This is a genomic window from Desulfoplanes formicivorans, from assembly GCF_001748225.1.
GTDB lineage: Bacteria > Desulfobacterota > Desulfovibrionia > Desulfovibrionales > Desulfomicrobiaceae > Desulfoplanes > Desulfoplanes formicivorans.
Genome location: NZ_BDFE01000017.1, coordinates 451,947 through 477,024, shown reverse-complemented (window position 1 = coordinate 477,024; position 25,078 = coordinate 451,947). Strand labels below are relative to the sequence as shown.

21 protein-coding genes, 1 tRNA gene and 1 other RNA gene are annotated in these 25,078 nt (G+C 55.5%); 7 read left to right on the top strand and 16 right to left on the bottom strand.

The annotated features are described in order from the left end of the window. Positions 1–172: 172 nt before the first annotated feature. Both hisF and hisH read right to left on the bottom strand, forming a co-directional pair. Positions 173–952, bottom strand: a complete 780-nt coding sequence (gene hisF / locus DPF_RS11450; protein WP_069859765.1) for an imidazole glycerol phosphate synthase subunit HisF — start codon at positions 950–952, stop codon at positions 173–175. After that, a complete protein-coding gene (gene hisH / locus DPF_RS11445) occupies positions 942–1,583 on the bottom strand; it encodes an imidazole glycerol phosphate synthase subunit HisH (protein ID WP_069859764.1) in 642 nt (213 codons plus the stop codon). The genes hisF and hisH overlap by 11 nt, the downstream gene beginning before the upstream one ends. A 220-nt stretch (positions 1,584–1,803) precedes the next feature. Here hisH and rfaD point away from each other — a divergent pair, with 220 nt between their 5' ends. Then, entirely contained in the window at positions 1,804–2,790 is a 987-nt protein-coding gene (gene rfaD / locus DPF_RS11440) for an ADP-glyceromanno-heptose 6-epimerase (RefSeq protein WP_069859763.1), read from the top strand. 217 nt (positions 2,791–3,007) lie between these two features. Next, entirely contained in the window at positions 3,008–4,207 is a 1,200-nt protein-coding gene (locus DPF_RS11435; RefSeq protein WP_069859762.1) for a class II fructose-bisphosphate aldolase, read from the top strand. A 77-nt stretch (positions 4,208–4,284) separates the two neighbouring features. Here the strand turns inward: DPF_RS11435 and uvrA are convergent, their stop codons facing one another. Together uvrA and DPF_RS11425 are read right to left on the bottom strand one after the other, a co-directional pair. Beyond that, a complete protein-coding gene (gene uvrA / locus DPF_RS11430) occupies positions 4,285–7,041 on the bottom strand; it encodes an excinuclease ABC subunit UvrA (RefSeq protein ID WP_069859761.1) in 2,757 nt (918 codons plus the stop codon). Between the two features lie 187 nt (positions 7,042–7,228). Next, a complete protein-coding gene (locus DPF_RS11425) occupies positions 7,229–7,576 on the bottom strand; it encodes a hypothetical protein (RefSeq protein WP_141721119.1) in 348 nt (115 codons plus the stop codon). Positions 7,577–7,925: 349 nt separating this feature from the next. On the opposite strand from DPF_RS11425, the gene DPF_RS11420 reads away from it, so the two are divergent. Continuing rightward, entirely contained in the window at positions 7,926–8,264 is a 339-nt protein-coding gene (locus DPF_RS11420) for a cysteine-rich small domain-containing protein (protein WP_069859830.1), read from the top strand. Between the two features lie 221 nt (positions 8,265–8,485). Here the strand turns inward: DPF_RS11420 and DPF_RS11415 are convergent, their stop codons facing one another. From DPF_RS11415 to DPF_RS11360, 12 genes are all read right to left on the bottom strand, one after another. After that, positions 8,486–9,442 (bottom strand): hypothetical protein, encoded by a 957-nt coding sequence (locus DPF_RS11415; RefSeq protein WP_069859759.1) that lies wholly within the window; start codon positions 9,440–9,442, stop codon positions 8,486–8,488. An 18-nt stretch (positions 9,443–9,460) separates the two neighbouring features. After that, positions 9,461–10,918 carry a cysteine--tRNA ligase gene (gene cysS, locus DPF_RS11410; protein ID WP_069859829.1) on the bottom strand — a complete coding sequence of 486 codons (1,458 nt, stop codon included), beginning with the start codon at positions 10,916–10,918 and terminating at the stop codon, positions 9,461–9,463. A gap of 183 nt (positions 10,919–11,101) precedes the next feature. Beyond that, positions 11,102–12,586, bottom strand: a complete 1,485-nt coding sequence (gltX, locus tag DPF_RS11405; protein WP_176724252.1) for a glutamate--tRNA ligase — start codon at positions 12,584–12,586, stop codon at positions 11,102–11,104. A gap of 148 nt (positions 12,587–12,734) precedes the next feature. Beyond that, a complete protein-coding gene (ispD, locus tag DPF_RS11400; protein ID WP_069859757.1) occupies positions 12,735–13,940 on the bottom strand; it encodes a 2-C-methyl-D-erythritol 4-phosphate cytidylyltransferase in 1,206 nt (401 codons plus the stop codon). Positions 13,941–14,040: 100 nt separating this feature from the next. Beyond that, an RNA gene (gene rnpB, locus DPF_RS11395) (RNase P RNA component class A) lies at positions 14,041–14,419 on the bottom strand. A 73-nt stretch (positions 14,420–14,492) separates the two neighbouring features. Then, positions 14,493–15,248, bottom strand: a complete 756-nt coding sequence (locus tag DPF_RS11390; RefSeq protein WP_069859756.1) for a zinc ribbon domain-containing protein — start codon at positions 15,246–15,248, stop codon at positions 14,493–14,495. 136 nt (positions 15,249–15,384) lie between these two features. After that, complete coding sequence (locus DPF_RS11385; RefSeq protein WP_069859755.1) at positions 15,385–16,368, bottom strand: Nif3-like dinuclear metal center hexameric protein; 984 nt, start codon at positions 16,366–16,368, stop codon at positions 15,385–15,387. A gap of 134 nt (positions 16,369–16,502) precedes the next feature. Further along, a tRNA-Ile gene (locus DPF_RS11380) sits at positions 16,503–16,578 on the bottom strand. 189 nt (positions 16,579–16,767) lie between these two features. Continuing rightward, complete coding sequence (locus DPF_RS11375; RefSeq protein ID WP_069859754.1) at positions 16,768–17,670, bottom strand: NAD(P)/FAD-dependent oxidoreductase; 903 nt, start codon at positions 17,668–17,670, stop codon at positions 16,768–16,770. 86 nt (positions 17,671–17,756) lie between these two features. After that, positions 17,757–19,331 (bottom strand): signal recognition particle-docking protein FtsY, encoded by a 1,575-nt coding sequence (gene ftsY / locus DPF_RS11370; RefSeq protein ID WP_083254668.1) that lies wholly within the window; start codon positions 19,329–19,331, stop codon positions 17,757–17,759. A 44-nt stretch (positions 19,332–19,375) separates the two neighbouring features. Continuing rightward, the gene (locus DPF_RS11365; protein WP_069859753.1) at positions 19,376–20,032 is read right to left on the bottom strand and encodes a Smr/MutS family protein; all 657 of its coding nucleotides are present in this window, start codon (positions 20,030–20,032) and stop codon (positions 19,376–19,378) included. Continuing rightward, positions 20,025–20,684, bottom strand: a complete 660-nt coding sequence (locus DPF_RS11360; protein WP_069859827.1) for an LOG family protein — start codon at positions 20,682–20,684, stop codon at positions 20,025–20,027. Before DPF_RS11360 ends, DPF_RS11365 begins: the two co-directional genes overlap by 8 nt. 361 nt (positions 20,685–21,045) lie before the next feature. Here DPF_RS11360 and DPF_RS11355 point away from each other — a divergent pair, with 361 nt between their 5' ends. From DPF_RS11355 to miaA, 4 genes are read left to right on the top strand one after another with little or no spacing between them, the layout of a single operon-like run. After that, positions 21,046–22,689: an MBL fold metallo-hydrolase RNA specificity domain-containing protein gene (locus DPF_RS11355; protein WP_069859752.1), complete on the top strand. Its 1,644-nt coding sequence runs from the start codon at positions 21,046–21,048 to the stop codon at positions 22,687–22,689. Positions 22,690–22,695: 6 nt separating this feature from the next. Continuing rightward, a complete protein-coding gene (gene rsmD / locus DPF_RS11350; protein ID WP_069859751.1) occupies positions 22,696–23,265 on the top strand; it encodes a 16S rRNA (guanine(966)-N(2))-methyltransferase RsmD in 570 nt (189 codons plus the stop codon). Then, entirely contained in the window at positions 23,241–23,753 is a 513-nt protein-coding gene (coaD, locus tag DPF_RS11345; protein WP_069859750.1) for a pantetheine-phosphate adenylyltransferase, read from the top strand. The genes rsmD and coaD overlap by 25 nt, the downstream gene beginning before the upstream one ends. After that, entirely contained in the window at positions 23,750–24,691 is a 942-nt protein-coding gene (miaA, locus tag DPF_RS11340) for a tRNA (adenosine(37)-N6)-dimethylallyltransferase MiaA (protein ID WP_069859749.1), read from the top strand. Before coaD ends, miaA begins: the two co-directional genes overlap by 4 nt. Positions 24,692–25,078: the final 387 nt, after the last annotated feature.

The window sequence follows — 25,078 nt, the reverse complement described above, 5'->3', positions numbered from 1 at the left end:
CCTCCCCTTACCACGTCCATCTCCTAGCCAGGCCATTCCTGGCTTCAAGGAGCATGGATCACTCTTGTTCCCCCTCAAAGGCTGTTTTTGAGGGGCCTTTTGGGGGAGTCTTTTTGCGGGTTCGGAGTCGGCAGAATGGGGAGAATAGTGTGTTGATATCTGAAGTAGCCGTTTACCAGACCCTTCGTACCTTGACGCCCTGCTGGGCCATGTAATCCTTGATCTCTGCGATGGTGTATTCACCGTAATGGACAATGGAGGCAATGAGGGCTGCCGATGCCCCTCCTTTTGTCACGGCGTCGACCATATGCTGGGGGGTGCCAGCCCCGCCCGAGGCAATGACCGGAACACTTACATGGTCCACGATGAGCCGGGTCAAATCAAGTTCATATCCGTTTTTGGTCCCGTCGGCGTCAATGGAGTTGAGGCAGATTTCACCAGCTCCCAGTTCAACAACGTGTCGGGCCCACCACAGGGCGTCGATGCCCATGTGTTTACGTCCCCCGTGAATGACAATTTCATAACCCGAAGGAATGGCCTGGGTCTTTTCCACTTTGAGGACATCCATGCCCACCACCACGCATTGGGAACCAAAGGCAGCGGCTCCCTGGGTGATGATCTCCGGGTTTTTCACGGCAGCGGAATTGACCGAGATTTTTTCGGCACCAGCGCCGATAACTGCTCGCATGTCTTCCAGAGTGCTTATGCCTCCACCAACGGAAAAGGGGATGAAAATGGTCCTGGCCACTTCTTCCACCACCTTGAGCATGATACCACGGTGTTCCGACGAGGCCGTGATGTCGTAGAACACGATTTCATCGGCTCCCTGTTCATAGTACATTCGGGCCGTTGCAACGGGATCACCGATATCCACATTTCCCTTGAATTTGATGCCTTTGGTCAGCTTGCCGTTGCGTACGTCCAGGCAGGGGATGATTCGTTTACTGAGCATGGTTGTTCCCCCTGCAGTAGGTTGCGAAATTTTTCAGGATTTCAAGACCCGGACGTCCGCTTTTTTCCGGGTGAAACTGAACCGCCCACAACCCGTCGCGGCCCAGCACCGAACAGAAATCTTGTCCGTAATGGGTTGTACCCAGGACATATTCGGAAGCAGGCCTGGTGTAGTAGGTGTGTACAAAATAAAATTCCGCATCAGGGGAGACATTTTCGAACAGGGGACAGGGTTTGTTCAGCCGGACCCGGTTCCATCCCATGTGGGGAATGCGGATGGGTTCACCGTTTTCCTCCTTGAGGTCCTTGGAAAAAGGAAGGCATTCACCGGCAATGATCCCCAGGGTTCGGGTGTTGTTTTCCTGGCTGTGTTCCAGAATGATCTGGCAGCCCAGGCAGATGCCCAGCAAGGGACGGTCATTGGCCGCACACCAGGCAATGGTGGCGTCCAGGCCGGATTGACGAAGCTGCTCCATGGCCGAACCCGCAGCACCGACACCGGGGAAAATGACCCCGTCGGCCCTGGTAATGGTTTCCGGATCGTCCGTAATGGTACAGGGGATGCCGAGATGATCAAGGGCCCGGCGCACGCTGGTGAGGTTGCCGGCCCGGTAATCTACAATGGCGAGCATAGAGATTTCCTTGTCAGAATGATGAAAAAAGAGAAAAATACAAATCTGTAAAATTGGTCATATCCGGAATGCATGTGAATCGCAATCTTGGGGTGGGATGTGTATTTGAATGTTTTTGTGTTTGGGATTAGGCATCATCCTGTCATGTGCGTGTTTCTTCCCCCGCATGAAGAAACCAAAACAGATACCAGCAATCCAACCTTCAAGGAGATCTCGGAATATGTATATTGTCACTGGTGGTGCCGGATTCATTGGCAGCGCAATGGTCTGGAAGCTCAATCGCATGGGCATCGAAGATATTCTCGTTGTGGACAACCTGAACACGAGTTCCAAGTGGAAGAATCTGGTGGGTCTCAGGTACGCTGATTACATGCACAAAACCGCTTTTCTCGATGCCGTTTGTTCGGGCAGGTTTGATACGCCCGTCCAGGGGATCATCCACATGGGGGCCTGCTCGTCCACCACGGAGCAGGATGCTGATTATCTGATGGGAAACAACTTCCATTATACCAGAACCCTTGCGGAATTTGCCCTGAGCAAGCGGGCCCGTTTCCTGTACGCCAGTTCCGCTGCCACCTATGGCGACGGATCCCTGGGTTTTGACGACGATCCAGAGACCATGGATCAGCTGGTTCCCTTGAACATGTACGGGTATTCCAAACAGCTTTTCGATATGTGGGTGAAAAAAAACGGGTTGCTGGACAGCATGGTCGGCCTCAAGTTTTTCAATGTGTTCGGTCCCAATGAATATCACAAGGATGATATGAAAAGCGTTGTCTGCAAGGCCTTTCATCGCATTTCGGCCACGGGAAAGATGGGATTGTTCAGATCGTACCGGCCCGAGTACAAGGACGGGGAGCAGCAGCGTGATTTCGTGTATATCAAGGATTGCGTGGACGTGATGTGGTGGCTTCTGATGCACGAGGACGTGGGCGGGATCTTCAATGTGGGTACGGGTGAAGCCCGAACCTGGAATGATCTTGCCAGGTCGGTGTTTGCCGCCATGGGCATGGAACCGAGAATTGAATACGTGGACATGCCGGAAACCATCCGGGACAAATATCAGTATTATACCCATGCGAACATGGACAGGTTGCGTGCGATAGGCTGCGATGTTCCCATGCGTTCTCTTGAAGAGGCCGTGGCCGATTACGTGACCAACTATCTGGCCCGTGAAGAGCGAACGTTGAGGGCCAGCGAGGGATAACCGGTAACAGAGCGTTTGTTCGGGGCGTATTTTTCCGCAAGATTGAGCGGGGAAATACGCCCTTTTTTATGGAATACTCTTTGTCATTGCGGTCGGATTGAGGTATGCACGAACCATTGATGTGTCGTGAGTCACATACGTTCTTCCCTATGCTCTGAATGCGTTCATGCCTGTTTTTGTTCCCTGAATCATTTTCTTTGACCCAAGGGGGTAGCTGATGCTGAGAACCATTTCCGAAACCGCGTTTGAACATGCCCTGACCATTGGTCGTCCTCCCAACATCGAACGGCTTTTTCCTCATTCCCGGGCCCTTATAGTGAGCGGCAAGGTCATTGACCAGGCGCTGCGGGCCAAGGGCAAGGCCATGACCATGGCTGCCAATGGTCGCAATCTGTTTGTCATTCAGGGCGTGCTTGCAGCTGCAGAACGGGCCAATGCCGTGGTGATTCTGGAGATCGCCAAATCCGAAGGTGGAGAAAAGGCCTATTGCGATACCTCGTTCTGGAATCTGGCCCGCAAGGTGGATTATGTATGCAATGCCATGAAGATCAGGGTTCCCGTGGCTATCCACGCGGATCATTATGCCATCAAGGGAGATGATGATATTGAGCGAGCCAGAACCGAGATTCCGTCCCTGTTCGACGCCGGGGTGACGTCCCTGGCCATTGATGCCTCGCATCTTTCGGATGAGGCCAATCTGGCCGCCAACCTGGAACTGGCCCCGCTCATCCCGTCCTGGGCCGGCTATGAGACCGAGGTGGGCGAGATCAAGGGCAAGGAGGGGTTGTCCACGCCCGAGGAAGCCCTGTATCTGATCAAGGGGCTCGTGGATCAGGATCTGTATCCTGACTGGATTGCCCTGAATAACGGGACCACCCACGGGATCGAAACAGGAAGCCAGGGGATTCAGGTGGATCTGACAGCGCAGATTCATGATGTTCTGGCTCCGTACAAGATTTCCGGTGCCCAGCACGGAACCTCGGGGAACAATTCCGAGCGTCTCAAGGCCATTGCCGCCACAACCCGGACCACCAAGGCCAATGTGGCCACGGCCCTGCAGATGATTTCCTGGGGCGTCAAAGTCAATGATTACGGTAATGCCCAGCTCGATGCTGCGGGCAACTTCATCAAGGACGCGCACAAGGGCGTTCCTGCCGAGGTCTGGGAAGAAATGGTGGCCTATGCGGACCAACACGGGTTCAAGGGGGGAGATTTCAAGAAATTGAACAAACCGTTTGAGAATCGTCTGCTCGGTCTGGCGCGGGATGTGCGGGAGCGGATGGCCAAGGGGGTGGAGGAGTTTGCCTATGATCTGCTTACCCGGGTTTTCAATGCCCAGGACAGCGCTGATCTGGCCATTGAGATGCTCATGGAGGCGGGAACGTATGACCTGGGAACCAAGATGGCACAGGAATAGTGCTGGTAACAAAAAGGGTGAGGGGATGCGGATGGTGGTGCAGCCCCTCAACCCTGGTTGGGTCAGCGATAGATGCTTCAGCCTTCCCAATGTTCGCGCAGGAATTTGCCTGTTGCCGAATGGGTGTCCCTGGCAATTGCTTCGGGAGTCCCCCGGGCCACAATGGTTCCGCCATATTCGCCGCCGCCGGGTCCAAGGTCGATAACGTAGTCGGCCGCGCCAATGACGTCCAAGTTGTGTTCGATGACCAGAACCGATGCCCCCTTGTCCACAAGACGGTTCATCACATGGATGAGCTTGCCCACCTCGTGCATGTGCAACCCGGTGGTGGGTTCGTCGAGGATGTACAGGGTTCCGGGCAACCGTTTTTTCCCGAGCTCCCTGGATATTTTGATCCGCTGGGCTTCGCCTCCTGAAAGGGTGGTTGCGGGCTGTCCCAGGCGGAGATATTCGAGGCCAACATCTTCAAGGACCCCGAGTCGGCGATCCAGAAGGGGATAGGCCTCAAAGAATTTTCGGGCCTGGCGCACGGTCATGGCGAGCACATCGGCGATGTTCTTACCCCGATAGGTTACATCCAGGGTTTCCCGATTGTACCGTTTGCCTCCACAGACCTCGCAGGTGACAAACACGTCCGGCAGAAAGTGCATTTCCACCCTGATCTGGCCGTCTCCCTGACAGGCTTCACAACGTCCTCCCCGGACATTGAAGCTGAATCGTCCCGGGGCATAGCCGCGTTGTCGGGCTTCCTTGGTGGTGGCAAAGATTTTTCGGATTTCATCGAACACCTTGGTGTACGTGGCCGGATTGGATCTGGGGGTTCGTCCGATGGGGGTCTGGTCGATGAGGATGACCTTTTCCACGGCCTCGAGGCCTTCGGCTCCCTTGATATTGCCTGGACGTTCCACCTTGAGCCCCCGGGCCAGGGCAATGTGCTTGTAGATGGAATCCATGACCAGCGAACTCTTGCCCGATCCGGAAACCCCTGTCACGCACACCAGGCTTCCCAGGGGGATGGAACAATCGACATCTTTGAGATTATTGGTGGACACGCCGTGAACCTTGAGGAATCCCGCAGGAGAACGTCTTGTTGCGGGTTTGGGGATGGACAGCTCGCCGCGCAGGTATTTGCCGGTGAGGGAATGTGGGCACGCCATGAGTCCCTTGACATCACCCGAGTAGATGAGTTCTCCGCCCAGAAATCCCGATCCCGGACCAAGTTCCAGAATGTGATCAGCCGCGCGAATGGTTGGTTCGTCATGTTCGACCACGAGTACGGTGTTGCCGCGTTCCTGGAGACTGCGCAGCGTTCTGATGAGCCGGGCGTTGTCACTGGGATGCAGACCAATGCTCGGTTCATCCAGTACGTAGGTGACCCCCACAAGGCCTGAACCCAGCTGACCGGCCAGCCGGATTCGCTGGGCTTCGCCGCCGGACAGGGTGGACATGTTCCGTCCCAGGTTGATGTAATCCAGGCCCACATTGACCAGAAAGGACAAACGGTGACGGAGTTCCTTGAGCAGCGGGGTGGCGATTTTGGCCTTGGTTCCTGAAAAATCAAGTTGCTCGATCCAGGCAAGGGCCCGGGAAATGGACCAGGAACACAGGTCCTGGATGCTGGCCTGATGGACCTTGACGGCCAGGGCTTCGGGCCGCAACCGGGCTCCGTGGCAGGCAGAGCAGTCGGTGGTCTGTCTGAATCTGGCCAATTCGTCCCGCCAGATGGACCCGTAGGACTGGCCCTGTTCCATGAGGGTCAGAACTCCTGGCCAGTTGGTTGCGGGATCACCCTGAAAGAGTTTGTTTCGGGCCGTGGGGGTGAAATCCGCAAGGGGCGTTGTCAGGGTAAATCCATGGGCCTTGCCCAGCCGGGCAAGATCCTCCTTGAACCGTTCGAAGATGCGTGGTTTTTTCCAGGGGATAATGCCGCCCTGGGAAAGGCTCAGTCCCTTGTTGGGCGCCAGAAGATCCGGCTCGAAATATTCCACACTCCCGATCCCTGAGCAGGCCGGACAGGCACCTTGGGGGCTGTTAAAGGAAAAAAGCTGGGGTGATGGTTTGGGCAGACTGATTTTGCAGGCCGGGCATACGGCTTCCGTGCTATAGGCGATTTCCCCACCGCCAACGATCTGGACGACGATTCTTCCCTCACCGTATTGCAGGCCCAGTTCCACGGAATCGGCCAGCCGTTTGCGCATGTCCTTCTTGACCACCAACCGGTCGACCACCAGAAGGATGGTGTGGCGTTTATTCTTTTCCAGAACGGGCAGAGGATCCAGGGGAACAATCTGGCCATTGACGCTTGCCCGGACAAATCCCTGTTTTTTGAGTTTTTGCAGCAGGTCGGTGTGGGTTCCTTTCTTGTGTTCCACAAGGGGGGCCAGGAGCAGGAAGCGGGTTGTTTCCTCAAGACTCAGGATGTCGGTGATGATCTCATCACTGGTCTGGGGCTCAATGGGCCGACCGCATTGGGGGCAGTAGGGGGTTCCCAGGCGGGCGAAAAACACGCGCAGGAAATCGTAGATTTCCGTGACCGTTCCCACGGTGGATCTGGGGTTCTTGGAAGTGGTGCCCTGTTCCAGGGAGATGGCCGGAGAAAGACCTTCAATCAGCTCCACCTCGGGCTTGTCGAGTTGAGGAAGAAACTGTCTCGCATAGGCAGACAGGGATTCCACGTATCTGCGTTGGCCTTCAGCATAGACAATGTCAAAGGCCAGGGTGGATTTGCCCGAACCGGAAGGTCCGCAAACAACAACCAGTTGGTCCCGGGGAATATCCAGATCGAGATTTTTCAGGTTGTGTTGTCGGGCGCCTTGTATATGGATGGTATTCATGTATTTGCTCGCAAAAAAGACAGAAATGATGGTCTACAGGAAGCGGGCCCGCAGGGAGCCCGAACACGCGCAGCATCAATCTATAAGTAGTGGGGGGCGTCTGGCAAGCGCATGAGGGCAGAAGAAACCGGAGTATGCCTGATGGGCACACTCCGGTCATAAGGCGTGATAAAGCAGGGAGAAAGGATCAGCACGGCTTGCGGCTAAAACCCATGAGGCCGAAAACGCTGGCGCCGAGAAGCCATGCAATCTGGATGCTGGAAATATGGCTGAGGTCCAGGGGCCGTGGATTGTCTGGTTTGCCTGCCTGGATCAGCCTGGGCTGCCGGGTGTTGATGGACGGCCTGTTTTGCGTGAGCATGGGGCCTTGGGTCGTATGGGCCACAAGGAGATTCCCAACACCTTGCTTGGTATCCGGAGAAAGGAGATTGGACCAAGGGGAGAGCTGGGTGTACATGGGATGTCGTGAGGACATGGCGTCCTGGCGCTGGTCAGATCCCTGGGGCGCCGCCGGATTGAGGCCATAGGATTTCATGAGGGATATATCCGAAAAGGAATATGAATTCGATTGGCTGGGGTACAGCAAAAAGCTGAACACAGCCAGAAGAAAAAGGAACGTGAGGGGCGAGGAGTCGTGAGTAGGCATTACAAGATCCTCCAGGGACATAACGTGAATACCCTTGAGTAAACAAGTTTAATGCCATTCATTGAAAATCAAGTTATGTCGAGTTAATGCTCAATTTTCAGAGGCCTGAAAGCGGGGGATGGACAGGGGTTTTCCGGAAATTCCGGAGTGTGTGTCTCCCTTTGTTTTGTATCCTGGTGCATGGGGCATGATGGTGGGCATTGATACGTTGGGAAAGCAAACCAGAGGAGAAACAATCATGAACAAATCGGACCACCATGCTGTTGGCGACGACCGGTTCTGCCAGAATCTGAACTGTCCCTTTTTCCCCTGTCATCAGGGAGCTGATCCGCAAACATTCAATTGCAAGCATTGTTACTGTCCGCTGTATTTTATCTATTGGGACAATTGCGGCGGGAATTTCACCATGCTTGAAAACGGTATCAAGGATTGTTCCGGTTGCCTGGTGCCTCATGCATGTGGAGGGCACGAGTATGTGGTGGGCAAGTTGATGGAATATTTTGAGCAGGTGAGAGGTCAAAAGGGTACCAGGCAGACGGGAGAAAAAGAGACGGTTTCCGGGGATGGCCAGGGATGAAGACCACCCGGATCGTCTTGTGGCGTTTCCGGCAAAAAGGAAGATGCAGGAAAAGACGGCAGGACGCACGCCAAAGGATCGGATTCGACTCATGGCACCTGCCGGCGGGTTATGCTCTGGTGGGACGTTTCAGATGATCAGGGAACGTAACCATGCACTATTATGCCATCATGATGTGACTGCACGGCGGCCTGCAGGTTTGTATCCTGATTTTTGACCATTCATCCCCACATGGCGTACAAGGATCCCACAGCAATGAGGGAGCCGATGCGCAGGCCCTGATTGGCCGCAATGAGCTGCAGGGCCAGCCCCGGTTTGAAGATGCCCGCGTAGACCGGGAGCTGGTGCCTGAAGGCGCGCATGGGCGAGGAAAGAATGTTGCCCACCACAAGGGCAAGGACAATGGCCTTGACTGAAATGAGACCGTTTTCAAGGAGTGCGCCTGCAGCTGCCGCACCTGCAGAGAATTCTCCGCTGATCTGCAGGACAATGACGCCCAGGGCTTGGGTGGGCACCCAGGAGAGTATGCGGGCATGGGTGGCAATGGTTGTTTCAAGCCAGGTGAATACGCCCAGGTCCGAGGCAAAAAAGACCAGGATGTAGATGGGTACCGTGATGATGGCAATGCGTTGCATGCGTTTGGCAAACCGGGACAGGGTCGTGAGGACTACTTTGCGGAGGTTCAATGGTTCGGAGTGGGGGAGTTCGCAGGTCACGCATCCTTCGGGCAGGGGAGGGAGGAAGAGGCGGCAGCAAATGACCATGACGCAGGTACGCAGACAGGCGGCGCCCAGAGTGAGCCCGATGTACGCAGGCGCAGCCTGCTTGAGCAGGGGCGCGGCTATCATGGTCATGGTGGGCAGGTGAAGAAAATAGATGGGCAGGCTGTTGAACAGATTGGAGATGATCACCTCTTTGCGGGTGATTTTTTTTTGGGCAAACCCTTCTGCAAGCATGGAATTGGCCGTGATTCCGGAGAAAAAGGCCATGGCAAAACTTGCTCCGGCAACGGGCTGGAGATGGGCCAGGCGTACCAGGGGAGTGGCCAATCGGGCCATGAACGTGGACCAGCGCAGGTTCTCGATGAAAATGCCCATGAGAATGCCCAGGGAAATGAAGCATAAGAGCCGGACAAGGGGTGGCAGAACATGCTGCACAAAGGTCAGGGGATCGCTCATGGCCCATCGGAAAAGGGATCAGATCACGTCCCAGGTCGCCCCTTGCGGGGTGTCGTGGATGGTGACCTCCATGGCGGTGAGCTGGTCCCGGATGGCATCGGCCCTGGCAAAATCCTTGTCCTTTCTGGCCTGGGCGCGCTGGTCCATGAGATCAAGGACCCTTGATTCGTCAATGCCCTTGCGCTGGGCACGCATGGTCCGTAGCTGGGTGAGCAGGCCAGAGCTTTCCTGGGTGAAGATACCCAGGATGTTGCCCCAGGTGTTCAGATCAGCAAGTATGCGCTCAAAGATTTCCCGGGCCTGGTCACTCTTTTTCCACTTTTTGTTCTCCAGAATGCGATTGGCCAGGCGGGCCAGGGTAAACACATGGCCCAGAGCACCGGCCGTGTTCAGATCATCTTCCATGGCCCTGGTCCATCCCTGTTCGGCCTGATCCAGTTCCGCGGTCAGCTCCGGGGGAAGTGGTGATTGTTTCCAGGTGGAACGCTGCAGTTCCGCTTCCATGAGGGCCTTGGTGGTATAGATGCGGCGAACTCCCTTTTCGGCTTCATCAATGGCCTCGGTGGAGTAGTCAAGGGGACTTCGGTAGTGTTTGGTCAGCAGGAAGAACCGGAGGACTTCCGGAAGATAGCTTTGGAAAATATTGCGTATGGTCGTGAAATTGCCCAGGGATTTGGACATTTTTTCGGCATTGATCTGCACGAATCCGTTGTGAATCCAGAACCGGGAGAATTCCACGCCGTAAGCGGCCTCGCTCTGGGCGCGTTCGTTTTCGTGGTGGGGAAAGGAAAGATCCTGGCCTCCGCCGTGGATGTCAAAGGGCATGTCCAGGTATTTCTTGCTCATGGCCGAGCATTCCAGATGCCATCCGGGACGCCCCAGGCCCCAGGGGCTTTCCCACGAGGGTTCCCCCGGCTTGGCCGCTTTCCACAGGGCAAAATCCAGGGGATCTTCCTTGTCTTCTCCCGGTGCGATGCGGGCACCCGACTGGAGGTCCTCAATGTGACGGCCCGAGAGTTTGCCGTAGGAATCAAAGGTGCGTACGCGATAATACACGTCGCCCTTGTCCGTGGCATAGGCATGGCCCTTTTGGATGAGTTGTTCAACCAGTTGGATCATCTCGGGGATATGTTCTGTTGCCTTGGGTTCCACGTTGGGCCGTTTGATGCTCAGTTTGTCCATGTCTTCGTAAAAGGCATTGATATACGTGGTGGCAATGGCATCGGACGTGGTATGTTCCTTGTTGGCCCTGTTGATGATCTTGTCATCCACATCCGTGAAGTTGCGGACAAAGGTGACTTTGTAGTCCTTGGCCAGCAGATATCTGTACAGGACATCAAAAACAACGCAGGATCGGGCATGACCGATATGACAATAATCATAGGCCGTAATCCCGCAGACGTACATGCGTACATGGTTGTCCTGAAGGGGAGTGAATTCCTGTTTTTCCCGGGTGATGGTATTGTAAAGTTGCATGGGATGGTGTCCTGTGGGATGTGCCTGCACACGGTACATGTACAGGCTGTTTGAGGTTGAATGCTCCTGGTTTCTCGGTTGCCATTAAGGGCGCGCCAACGTGATGTGCAGAACCTGGCGGTTGGGACTCTCTGGCCCTTGCATGCTGCAAGGTCGGAGATGTTTGATGTCGGATGTTACTGTTCAGTCCCTGGCGATACCGGCAAGAACGCAGGCATCCTGCATGCGCCGGATGATCTGCTCACAGGTCAGTACAGTGAAAAGCTGTTTGATCTCCGGGCCCTGACTCGTACCCATGAGTCCCATGCGCAGGGGCAAATAGAGCTCCTTGCCCGTGACCTGCGCCCGTGTGGATGTTTCTTTGAGAATCCTCCCGATTTCGTCAAGGGGCAGCGGGGTGTCTGCAGGATGACCGGACAACGCGGTGAAATCGAGAACAAGTTCGAGAAAGGTGCGGATGATGTGCCCATTGGGTTGACGTTGCACAAGTTCAATGGCCTCGGGATCGTAACATGCCTGGAGGCGGAGAAGAGGCGTGAGCAAGGGGGCAAAATCATGACCGCAGTTGGCATTGGGCTGGACCGTGGCGATGAGGGCCTTCTGCTGTTGGGCCGACAGATTGTGCCAGGGTGCTCCAAGGGATGCAAGCTCCTCAAGATGGGGGAGTAGTTGTTCGGTATCCAGTTTGTGCCAATACGTTCTGCTCAGCTGCTCGAGTTCCTGCATCTGAAAAACGGCATTGCCCCGACCAAGGCGTCTGGGGTTGAACCGCTCCACAAGTTCGTCCAGACTGCCCACGATGTGTTTGCCTTTGACGGCTCCGGAAAGCCCTGCAAGATAATGGACCAGGGCCAGGGGATGGATTCCTGCGCGCATGAGTTCGGGAATGCTTTTGGCGCCGGTGCGCTTGGAGAGCTTGTGCTGATTTGTGTCCACAAGCAGACCGTGATGAGCAAACCGTGGAGGGACCATGTCCAGGGCCTTGTAGAGAAGGATCTGCCTGGCGGTATTGGTCAGATGATCCTCGCCCCGAAGGACCAGGGTGATACCCATGTCCTGGTCGTCGATCACCACGGCAAAATTGTAGCTGGGCCAGCCATTGCTTCTGAGGATGACAAAGTCGCCAAAGGCCTGGATGGGGATGTTCATCAATCCCTTGATCAGGTCGGTGAATTCAATGCCCGGGATGTTCTGGTCCACACGAAAGCGGATGGTGTAGGGATGCCCCTGTTCCATTTTCTTGTGGATCTCTTCAGGCGAAAGGGTGGAGCATTTTCCCGTATACCGCGGTGGCAGGCCTTTGGATGCGGCCATCTCGCGATCCTTTTGCAATTCGGCTTCAGTACAGAAGCAGGGATATGCCAGCCCCTTGTCCATGAGAGCACGGGCCATGTTCTGGTAACGTTCAAGGCGCGTGCTTTGACGGACGACCGGATGATCCGGCTCCAGTTGCATCCAGGCAAGGGATGACAGGATGGACGCTTCCGAGGCAAAGGTTGAGCGTTCCCTGTCCGTGTCCTCCAAGCGAACGCTGAAGCTGCCCTGGTGTTTTCTGGCCATGAGCCAGTTGAGAATGGCTGTTCGGGCATTGCCCAGATGCATGGTTCCGGTGGGTGACGGAGCAAAGCGGGTATGCCAGGGCGTGGGTGTCATCAGATTTGTGGGCATGGTTGTGTCGTGTTGAGGAAAAGGGGAACGAAGCGCGCAGTATGCAATGGGTTGATGGGCACAGGCATCGCGCACGTGCATGGTGCCCTGGTCTGGGCGTCATGGGAACGTGACCGGGATCTGAATATTTGTAAAGCTGGCTTCCGGGTTATGGCACCGGCCTTGGTTTGTTGATGGTTCCCGTGACCAGTGCCATGGCCTTGATGCCCTGTTTGGTCCCGGTGAATCCGAGACCTTCTTCGGTGGTGGCCTTGAGATTGACCCGGTCAAAGGGCAGGGCCATGAGGCAGGCCAGGTTTTTCTTGATCTGAACCTTGAACGGGCTCAGTCTCGGAGTCTGGGCCACCACGGTCATGTCCACATGAGTCATGGTCAGTCCGTGTTGCATGGCCCGGTCCAGAACTTCGGCCAGGAATGCCGAACTGGGCATGTTCTCAAAGGTTGCGTCACTGTCGGGAAACAGGTCGCCAATGTCCCCCTGGCCGATGCAGCCCAGGATGGCGTCGCACAGGGCATGGATGAGCACGTCCCCGTCGGAATGGGCCTTGATGTCCGGACCACCGGGAATGGGAACCCCGCCGATGACCATGGGCCGATTGCCGCCGTATGCGTGGACATCATAGCCAAGCCCGGAAACAGGCACGGGAGTTTCCTGCTGCAGTGCAAGATGACGCAGGTCCTCGGGCAGGGTGATTTTTACATTGCCCGGGTCGCCGTCCACCACCACCACGTTCTTGTTCATCATTTCCACCATACTTGCATCGTCCGTGACATTCCAGTTGTCTTGAAGGGCTTTTGCATGGGCCTGTTGAAGCGTGTTCCGATCAAAAAGCTGCGGGGTTTGAACTGCCATGAGACAGGATCTGTCCAGGGTCCTTAGGACCCTGGCTCCATGCACCTGCTTGACGGTATCGGTCACCGCACATCCGGGCACGGCTCCAACCACGTCGCTGGTAACGGCCTCAAGGAGCTTGTGAACGCATTGGGGTGTGAAAAAGGGGCGTGCTGCGTCATGAACAAAAACCCGGTTGCAGTCTTCGGGCAGATGGCACAGGGCTTGGTACACCGAGTCCTGTCGGCGCGCTCCCCCTTTGACGCAGACGATGGGCATGCCCAGAGGTTCGGCATCCAGGAGCTGGTTGACCCAGGCGGTCACCCTGTCCAGTTCCGTCTCCGGAACCACAAGCATGATCCCCCTGACAAGGGCAATGCGCGAAAAGGTGCGCAGGCTGTGCCAGAAAAGAGGGACGCCCTGATAGTCAATGAACTGTTTGCGTTCGTTGATGCCGGCCTTGGCCAGCCGTGATCCGTTGCCGGCAGCCAGGACAATGGACCAGATTGATGGTGTGCTCATCCGGATTTTCCTTGTGGGAGTGGAAACACCAAACGCCCGTTTTCAAGTCATGTGGACGGGAAAACGGGCGTTTGGCAGCATGTCTCCATGGCTCGGAAAAAAATGGAGTTGGACGATAAGCCGGGTTCTGTACCCCGCCCCCACGAGTGAGGGCGGGGTGACTGTCATTCATCTAGGACATGGATTACTCCATGCCTCGAGCGACCTACCCGAGGATATTGGCCGGGCCGACCGTACCATCCTCCTATTTGGTCTTGCTCCAGACGGGGTTTGCCTAGCCTGCCGTGTCACCACGACAGCTGGTGGGCTCTTACCCCACCTTTTCACCCTTACCCCGCTCTCACGCGTGAGGGCCAGGCGGTTTGTTTCTGTGGCACTTTCCCGGGGTCACCCCCGCTGGACGTTATCCAGCGTCCTACCCTGTGGAGCCCGGACTTTCCTCCCTGCCGATTCGGCACGGCGACAGTCTGTCCAACTCCGTTTGAAAAGCGTTTGGCATGTCCTCCCGACCCGGGTTCCGGGCGATGGGTGCGGACGTGCCGCTTGGGTGAGTTATTTCTTGGCAGCTTCCTTGGCGTTTTCCTGGGGAAAGAAGTGGTCTTCCCAGTAAATCAAGCGGTGACAATTGGGGCAGCTAAGGATTTGTTCACCCTTTTGGAGTTCAATGAATTTTTGGGGCGGAATGCTGATGTGGCAGCCGTTACAGATGCCATCGGTCACGGAAACAATAACAGGGCTTTCCAGCCGTGTCCGGATATAATCATAGCGCTTGAAAATAGGCTCCGGAATAAGCTCGCACGCAGCCTGTTTTTCCTTTTCAAGTTTTTTCCGCTTGTTTTTTATCTTGTTCAGCTCGAGTTCCATGGATGTTTGCTTTTCCTTGAGATCCGCCTCCTGGGCCTTGATCTCCTCGGAAAGGCTCTCGAACAGGACTTCCTGGTCCTTGAGATCTTCCATGAGGGTGACCTTTTCTTCTTCACGCATCCGGTTCATCTTTTCGAGACTGTCCATTTCCCTCATCATGGCGTGGTATTCCTTGGTATTTTCCACCATCATGAGTTTGTTCTTGCTCTTCTTGATGCGTGTGGCATCTTCCTCGATATCCGTTTCGAGCTTGTGCTGCTGATCCTTGAGGATATCGACGCGTTCCTTGAGCTGTCCAAGACGCTCGTTTTTCGTGGTCAGGGCTTCTTGCAGACTTTCGAGCTCCTTGGGGGCTTCTTCCAGACGTTTGTCGATTTCAATGATCTGGGAATCGATTTTCTGCAGGATGACCAGCTGTCGTATTTGATCGATGTAAAGGCTCAACGTGTGTATCCTCCTTGTGTACCCGGGGTTTCCGTAGAACGGGAGAAAAAGTCGTGGGTTGGGGTGGTATGTTGATGTATTCCCAGGGGGAATGGATCAAGACGGTTGTTCAAGCGTACTGGCGTAACCTTAGGATTCATGCGCATTGGATGCGCAGGGGATCCCTGCTGGGAATGAAGACAAGCTCCACGCCCTGTGCAGCAAAATCCTGCTGCATGGTTTCATGCCAGACACGCATCATGTTTTCTTCAAGTACATGGTGGCCCACATCCAGAGTCAGTCCCAGATGTTGTGTGTCCAGAGCCTGATGATATTTGATATCCCCGGTTATGTAAACGTGAGCACCGGCCCCAAAAGCCCTGGTTGCCAGGGAGGCACCTGATCCCGGACAGTAGGCCACACGACTGATGGCTTCCGGCGCAGCGCCAATGTGCGTCCAGCAGGCTGTGCCCAGCAGGCGGGCAAGTCGGGCCTGCAGGTCCGGCCAGCCCACGGGTTCCTGGAGATCGCCGATGCAGCCGAATCCGTAAACCTGTGCAGGCTCTTCCAGGGTCAGGGCATGATAGTCAAAAGACCCGTGGCTGGATTCGAGCTGCTGACGGGTGCGGGGCCATTGGTCTTTCCAGACAACCAGTTCGACCAGATCGCCCTGCTCCATGACCGTGAGGGCCTCCGGGCATGCAATGGGGCACAGATCACGTCCATGCGGTATTCTGACCAGAAGGGCGGTTTTTTTTGCTGTGGGCTCAAGAACGGCCTCATTGATCATTCCCAGTTCCCTGGCCAGCCAGCGCGATGGTCCTTCGGGCTGGGCATCCAGGGTGGTGTGGGCCGCATAGAGCCAGACCCCTTGAGACATGAGCAGGGACATGGTGGCGTACAACTCGTCGTTGGCCGCTGGAAAACGTGGCGTCAGTCCCAGGGGATGATGGGTGAGAATGAAATCCGCACCCTGGTCCAAGGCCTTGCCAATGGTGGCAGCCGTCGGGTCGAGAGCCACCGCCATACGGTTGATGCATTGTCGATTTCCCCTGACCTGAATGCCGCTGTGATCCCATGACGAGGCCAGCCACAGCGGGGCATCCTTTTGGATACGGGCGATCACATGTTCTGGTTTCATAGGCTTCCCGGGAATGGGTGCTGATCAGGAATGAAAAAGGTGTTTCCGGCTCGAAAAGGGAAACACCTTGATTGATGCAGCGTGCTCTTGCATATTGAGATCGCTTGAGGTCATCCCACGGATGAACAGGAAAATGGTGGGCCCACGAGGATTCGAACCTCGGACCATCCGGTTATGAGCCGGGGGCTCTGCCAACTGAGCTATGGGCCCGCGCAAAAGAAGACGATCCTATATGCCGTTCCCCTGAGTCCTGTCAAGAATCAAGAACAGTTGCCATGCGAAATGGGCAGTGTCCAGTGAGAGGCTGCAGGATCACAATTGCCCCCATGTCCGGCTGGTTTCAGCCCTTTGTCGCAGGTCGAGTTTCCTGCCTTTGTTCTCTGTTGTCTCAGGCCTTGCTCACTCCCCGTTGTTATTGAATCCCTTGAGGTATTTGATGGCCGAGCGACCGGCTTTGGCGCCTTCTCCCACGGCCACGCTGATCTGCAAAAAGTTGCCCACGCAGTCTCCGGCGGCGAACACGCCGGGAACATTGGTTTTCTGTTCGTTGTCAGCCTCAATGAAGACTCCCTTGCGCAACAGGCCCAGGGAATAGGCAAAGTCCAGGGAAGAGGCCTCACCCCTGGCTACGAAAATCCCGTCCATGGGTTCGGTGGTGCCGTCATCGTACAAGACGGCTTCAAGACCGTTTTCCCCAAGGGCCTTGGTCACGGTCTTGTCCAGGATGGGGATGTCGGCTTTTTCCAGACGTTGCAAAAACGCGGGGGTCATGGTCAGGGCGCGTCCCTGGGTACAGATGGAAACATGAGGTGTGTATTCCTTGAGTTCCAGGGCCTGGTTGGCGGCAAAAATACCTTCGCCAACGACCATGACCTTTTTGTTCCGGTAAAAAAAGGCGTCGCAGCTGACGCAATAGGAGATCCCCTTGCCCTCGTAATCGGATGCGTTCTGGATCATGGATTTGACCCTGGCCACACCCGTGGCCAGGATGATGGCATCGGCCGTAATGGTTCCCTTTTCCGTCTTGACCTCGAAAGTGCCCTTGTCCGTGGGGTGAATACCCAGAACCCGTTCGCACCGCATGTCCACCCCGAACCGTTTGGCCTGGGCCTTGCCGCGTTCAATGAGTTCGCTTCCGGTAATGGGTTCCGGGAAGCCGAAGTAGTTGTCGATATCGTAATCCCCGGCGATTTTGGGCGCACATCCCAGAATCTGGGTGCTCAGGCCTGCTCTGGCCGTGTAGATGGCAGCTGAAAGGCCTGCCGGTCCCTGACCTACGATGAGAATCTGAACGTGGTTCATGTAGTGCTCCTAGTGGTGGGTATTCCTACCTGTTGTGCCGGGCACGCTGGACCCGGCAAGAAGCGTGTTGCTGGCGTGCCCGGGGATCAATCCAGAAGGGCCTTGGCAAAGTCCTCGCCGCTGAAGGGGCGCAGATCTTCCATTTGTTCGCCAAGACCGATGAAGGAGATGGGTATTTTGTATTCCAGGGCCACGGCCACGATGATACCGCCCTTGGCCGTACCGTCGAGTTTAGTAAGAACGATTTCGTCGAGGTCAACCGCTTCAGAGAACAGCCTGACCTGGGAGAGGGCGTTCTGCCCGGTGGTGGCGTCCAGCACGAGAATGGTTCTGTGGGGGGCACCGTCCATTTTTTTGCCCAGAACTCGCTTGATTTTTTTGAGCTCCTCCATCAGGTCCACCTTGGTGTGGATGCGTCCGGCCGTATCCATGAACACCTGATCATATCCCTGCTCAATGGCCATGTTCATGGCTTCAAAGGCAACAGCCGCGGGATCGGCACCATGTTCCTTGGCATAGAATCCCGCACCCACCCGTTTGGCCCAGATGTTCAGCTGTTCGATGGCTGCCGCCCGGAAGGTGTCGCCGGCGGCAACAAGGGTTTTTTTGCCCTGCATCTGGGCGCGATGGGCCAGCTTGGCAATGGTTGTTGTCTTGCCCACGCCATTGACCCCCACCATGAGTACGACCTCGGGGGTGCCTGTCTTGGCCGGACGCCGGGCCTCTTCAAAGATCTGGACCAGTTCGGCCTTGAGCATGTCCTTGAAGGCCTGGGCATCGGTGATGTCCTCACGACGTACCTTGGGGCGCAACCGTTCAAGAAGCTTGTGCGAGGCCTCGTAGCCCACGTCGGCCATGATCAGAATCTCTTCCAGCTCTTCCCAGAATTCGTCGTCAAAGGAGCCGGTCATGCTCAGCAGGTGATCAATCTGCTTGGAAAGCTGTTCCCGGGTCTTGGAGAGCCCCTGGGAAAGTTTCAGAAAAAGGCGACTCTGTTCATCTTCCTCGTCCTCAAGATCCAGGGCCAGGGCCAGCCGGTATTGGAGCTCCGACCTGAATTCTTCAACGCGTTCATACTCCATGTCCTCGAGCCATCGATCAAAACGATCGATGAAATCATCGGCCTCTTCGCGTGGAACTTCCAGTTGGGCCAGAAGAAAATGGAGTCGTTCCCAGAGTTTTTCCCCGCGTTCACTGACATCGGTCAGAAGGTGGGTCAGCCAGATGCTCAGCTTGGGCTCGGCATTGTCCAGGGCGTGGACCAGGTCCTGCTGCCAGGGCTCAAGCTGCGGGGCCTTGGGCTTTTCCTGGGTAAAGGTTTCGGGCAGGGGTTCCTGTTTGCCGGCAGGCTCGCCATGCGTTGTGTCCCCGGCTGCCTGGGCGGATGGAGCGTCCGGTTCTCCTGATTCAGACTTTTCTGGCTGGCTGGCCTGAGGATGAATGAGTTTTCGGAAAAAGGAGGGCGCTTCGTCGGGCTGGTGATCCGGTGCAGAGGATTCCTGCCGGGTTTGGGGGGCGGCAGCATCCGGGATTGTCGTGACCTGGGGCTGGCTGTCTATTGCCGCGTCCGTTGCTTTGTCAACGGATGCGGGTTCGTTCACGGCCCCGTGATCCTGGGTGTCCTTTTTCCAGATTTTTTTGATTTTCGAGAAAAATCCCATAGAAACTCCTTGAAGATGAATGCGTGCGGAAAGGTTCGTTGGTCTTAGAGCTTGTCAAAATGCATCTTGTTCCAGAAGATTTTGCCCTGCCCCTTTTTGCGTTTGCGTAAAAGAACATACAGGGCGCCGGCTCCACCGTGTCGGGGTTGGGCCGTACAAAACGCGAGCACGATCCGTTTGACCGGGTCCCTGGTCAGCCATGTCTGGACTCCCTGCCTGAGAATGCCCATGCCCAGCGGAGAGTTCTTGCCGCGCCCCGGAATGACCAGCACGCATCGCATCCCCTTGAGATAGGTTTCACGCATGAAGTCCAGAAAGGAAACCTGCGCCTGGTCAAGGGTCTGGCCATGCAGATCCAGATGCGCTTCCACGCTGAATGATCCGGCTTTCAGTTTGCGAAAGGTTTTCGGATCCATCCCCCTGACGTAGCCCTGGATGAAATCATGGGTGCTTTCCAGATCAAATTCGATTGTCTGGTGCACAAGTTCCCCGAAAGAGGGAGTTGTTCGGGGTGCAGCAACCTGTTTTTTTTCAGCGGATGGCAGGGGCGCAATATCCCGTCCCTGGCCGCGCAAGGGTGCCACATCCTGCATGGCACGGTTGAAAAGCTCTTCTTCCGAAGGAACGTCCTGGTCGGAAGAGGGCGGTTCCTTGCGGGAAGAGGCAAGGGTGATCTTCATTTTCTTGAACGGGCTATGCATGCCTTGTTTCCCGTGCGAGAATGTCCAGAACCTCCTCTTCCGTATCAACCAGATGGAACAGGGAGAGATCCGTTGGTTTGACGAATTGGGATGCGAGCAGAGAGGACTTGACCCAGTCCAGCAGGCCCTGCCAGAAGGTCCGGCCCACCAGGATCAGCGGGCAGGGCTTTATGCGTCGCGTCTGCATGAGAACCAGGGCCTCGCTGAATTCGTCCAGGGTACCGAATCCTCCGGGCATGATCACGTACCCCTTGGCATATTTGACGAACATGACCTTGCGGATGAAGAAGTATCTGAAATCACACTTGATATCAATATAGGGATTGGATTTCTGCTCAAAGGGCAGGTGGATGTGCAGACCTACCGAAGTACTGCGCGCGTCACGGGCTCCCTTGTTGGCGGCCTCCATGACACCTGGTCCTCCGCCGGAAATGATGGTGAACTGTCTGGACGCAATTTTTTTTGCCAAGTTGTAGGTCATGAGGTAGACTGGGTCGTTCCGCTTCACTCGTGCCGAGCCGAATATGGTTACGGCAGGTCCGATGTTATCCAGCTGCTCGAAGGCGTCCACAAATTCGGCCATGATTTTGAAAAGACGCCAGGAATTCTTGGAGGAAAGATCGTCAATCAGATATTGTTTGGTGTCGGGCATATCGGTCATGGGATGCTGCTTGCAGATAACAGGTTTATTTTGTAGAAAATCAGGAAAATGTGCCCATTGCTTCATCCGGGATTGATCGGGGGGCCAACCCCGGGGCGTGCACCTTTCGGCCCAGGCAAACAACATGCTGCGTGGCCGGAAGTATGCAGGGTTTTCGGGACACAAGCCGTCAGGGATGTTGTGCGTGCTGTTCGCGCTGTACATATGCCCGGGGGCCACGGGGCGCTAGAGGTCCAAGCCCCGGTTGCAGCATGTTTCAATATAGCAAAAGTCGATAAAGGGCAAAGATCGGAATCGTCCGTTTCAAGGTTCCCGGGGGTGCTTTGCCAGGTCATAGACAAGGAGCTTGGGTATGAAAATCAAGTTTGTGGGAGCGGCCAGAACCGTGACTGGTTCCTGTTATATCCTCGAAGCCGCGGGACATCGGTTTGCAGTTGATTGCGGCATGCACCAGGGCAACAGGGAAATTGAAAAGCGCAACTACAACCAGATCAATGCATACCATCCGGACAAGGTCGAATTCATCCTCCTGACCCATGCCCATATTGATCACTCCGGGCTGTTGCCACGGTTTGTGAGAAACGGTTTTTCCGGACCCATCTATACCACCACGCCCACGCGTGATCTGCTGGAAATCATGCTCAAGGACTCGGCCCACATCCAGGAGATGGAAGCGCGTTGGGAAAACAAGCGTAGGCAGCGTCACGGTCGCGAACCCATTGATCCCCTGTACGATCAGGAAGATGCTCAAAAGACCATCCCCCTTATTGAGCCGGTGGACTATGATACGGTTTTCGAGCCGGCTCCGGGGATTCGGGTCAAGTTCAAGGACGCCGGACACATCCTCGGATCGGGTTTCATCGAATTGTGGGTGGAGGAAAATGGCCGGGTGCAGAAAATGGTTTTTTCCGGTGATCTGGGACGCCCCAATCAGTTGATCATCAGGGACCCGGAAGTGGTCAATGATGCGGATTTCCTGTTTATGGAATCCACCTATGGAAACAGAAATCACAAGGACGAAAGCCGCAGTCGCGAGGAACTGGCCGAGGCCATCCGCTACAGCTACGGGCATGGGCAAAAGGTCATCATCCCGGCCTTTGCCGTGGAACGAAGCCAGGAGCTCATCTATTCCCTTCATCTGCTCGCCAAGGAAGGTAAATTGCCCGAGGACATGCCCGTGTATTTGGACAGCCCCCTGGCCATTCGGGCGACCAAGATCTTTCGCAAGTACAGGGAATTTTATGATGCCGAAAGCCAGGAAATCCTTTCCAACGGCGAGGATCCTCTTTCTCTGCCCAATCTGCGTTTGACCCTGAGCGCTGAAGAGTCCATGGAAATCAACCGCCTTGATGGGCCGGCCGTTGTCATTTCGGCATCAGGCATGGCCAATGCCGGGAGAATCAAACATCACCTCAGGCATAACCTGTGGAAGCAGGGGGCCAGTGTGGTTTTTGTCGGGTTTCAGGCTTTTGGCACGCCAGGGCGGAAAATCGTGGACGGGGCCAAGGAGATTCGTATCCTTGGAGAACAGATTGCGGTCAATGCCAGGGTTTTCACCATTGGCGGATTTTCAGCTCATGCCGGGCAGGAACAGCTGCTCACCTGGCTTTCCCATTTCTATAATCCCAATCTGCGGGTCTTTTTGATCCATGGTGAGTACGAGGGGCAAAAGGTCCTTGCTTCCCTGATCAGGGAGCGGTTCGGGTTTGAAGTGCACATTCCCGAATATCTTGAAGAATGTGATCTTGTGCCAGGAGAGGCGGTAACTCCCAGGCTTGAACCCGAAAAGGCCCATCCCGGGATTGATTGGGACTATCTTGTGGAGGATACGCGCAACCGGGTCAAACAGCTTGTTGAGAAAAAAGAGAGATTAACGGCCATGAACTGGGTCCATCAGACTGAAATCCGTGACAATCTGGTGGACATCAACGGACGACTTTCGCAACTCTTGTCCGAAATCTATCCGGATGCCGGCCAACAAACCTCGGATCATTAGAAACGCATGCATATCATAACGGGCAAATACAGGGGACGGGCCATCAAGACGGCTTCAGGCCCCGGATACAGACCGGCCACGGCCAGGGTCAGGGAATCCCTGTTTTCCACCCTGGAATCCCTGGGAATGCACTGGGAATCGACCAATGTGATCGATATTTTTGCCGGAAGCGGTTCTCTGGCTCTGGAAAGTCTCAGCCGTGGCGCTCCCCTGGCCTGGTTTATCGAAAAAAATCCCAGGGCTGCCAGGGTGATCAAACGAAATCTGGCCGATCTGGCGGTGGACCGATCCATGTACAGGGTCGTTTGCAAGGATCTGTTCAAGTTTTTGGACGCGCCGTGCGACAAGCGGTTTTCCCTGGCCTTTATTGACCCTCCCTATGGCAGGGATTTGCTGGTGCCGGCCGTGGACAAGCTGTTGACCACGGGGTTGCTGGCTCCTGGCGCTCTGGTGTGCGCCGAAGTGGAGGCCGGAGTCGACTGTTCCGACTGTTTCAAGGACAGACTGGTGCATATCAGAGAGAAAAACTATGGACAAACAAGGATATATATATGGGAGCTTCCGGCAGACGCATAGCCATTTATCCCGGCACATTCGATCCGCTGACCAATGGCCATGTCAGTCTGATACGCCGCGGGTTTGATATTTTTGATGGCGTTCTTGTGGCCGTGGCCGCTGATACCGGGAAAAAGACCCTGTTCAGCCTTGATGAGCGCGTGCGCATGGTCCGGGAGGTTTTTGCCCGGGAGCCCCGGGTCACGGTGGAGCCCTTTGCCGGTCTGCTCATGGATTTTGTGCGCAGGAAGAAATGCAAGGCCATTTTGCGCGGGCTGCGGGCTGTTTCGGATTTCGAGTATGAATTCCAGATGGGTCTCATGAACCGACGGCTGCACCAGGGGGCTCAAACCATTTACATGATGACCGATTACAAATGGTTGTACATCAGTTCGACCATCATCAAGAATGTGGCCGAACTTGGTGGCGACATCCGCGGGCTTGTGCCTGACAGCGTTGAAAAACAATTGATACGCAGATACCAGGAACTGCGGGAAGGGAAAGCATGAGCATGGATATTGTCTGTCTGGTCGGGGCCACGGGTGCCGGCAAAACAGCTTCGTCCCTGCATCTGGCCCGCTGCTTTCATGGTGAGGTGGTCAATTTCGACTCCAGGCAGGTTTACCGCGACATCCCCATTGTCACGGCCCAGCCCAGCGCGCAGGAGCAGGCGGTCTGTCCCCATCATCTCTACGGATATCTGGCCTCGGACATTCCGGTTCAGGCTGGCCGTTTCGTGGGAACCGTGCGCAAGACGCTTGAGGATATCACGGCCCGGGGCAATCTTCCCGTGCTGGTGGGAGGCACAGGCCTGTACCTGAAAACCCTGATTCAGGGCATTGCTCCCATTCCGGATATTCCCGGGGACGTGCGGACGCGGATCGAGGCCATGTGTGCCGATCAGGGCAGCCCGGCCCTGCACGAACGGCTCAAACGTCAGGATCCCGTGTCTGCGGCCAGGATTCATCCCAACGACAAACAACGCATCTGCCGGGCTCTCGAGGTGCTGGAAGGAACAGGCAGGCCCCTTTCCTGGTGGCACGTCCAGCCCGCTCATCAGCCCCTGGACATTCGAGCTCTCAAACTGGGCATTGGTGTTGATCTGCAAGCGCTTCGTCCCTTGCTGGCCCGCCGTATCGAGGTCATGCTCGAGCTGGGTGCCGTCATGGAGATGCAGGACGCGTATGCCGCATGTCCCAACAGGGATGCCCCGGCCTTTACCGGCATAGGATGTCCCGAACTTCTGGCCCATATTCTTGACGGCCTTGACCTTGCAGAAGCCAGGTCCCTCTGGTTGCAGAATACCCGTGCCTATGCCAAACGGCAGATTACCTGGTTCAAACGGGACCGGGAAATCAACTGGTTCGCACCCCATGATCTCAGGGAGATGGAAGAGCGTGTCAGAGCCTGGAAAGGCCGTGGCTCGACGAGGTATCTGGGCTGTTAGGTTGCTGTTGGCGATATGGGCTATCAGGTCCACTGGAATTGTACCCTGCCAATGGATCTCTACATTGCAAGTCATATACGTCGCGGATCATGACGTGGTCACATCCTCTCTGAGCAAGTCCCAGACATCCGTGCCCGACAATCCTGAAATTCACTGCCGACGTCAGCGTCCAACCCGAAGTCAAATGTACCCTGACCTGATTTTCTCGTTGTTTAGGGTTATAAACGATATTGGATAATTGTGTTGCAAACAGTGGTGAGTATAATAGTTTTTTAGGGTAAAAAATCGTTCTTTATTAGCAGTAACGATTATTGTTCCATATGTAACATTGCTAATATCAGCAGTAAACAAATCTGTATTGTCTTTTTTTGTGACAATACAGATAAT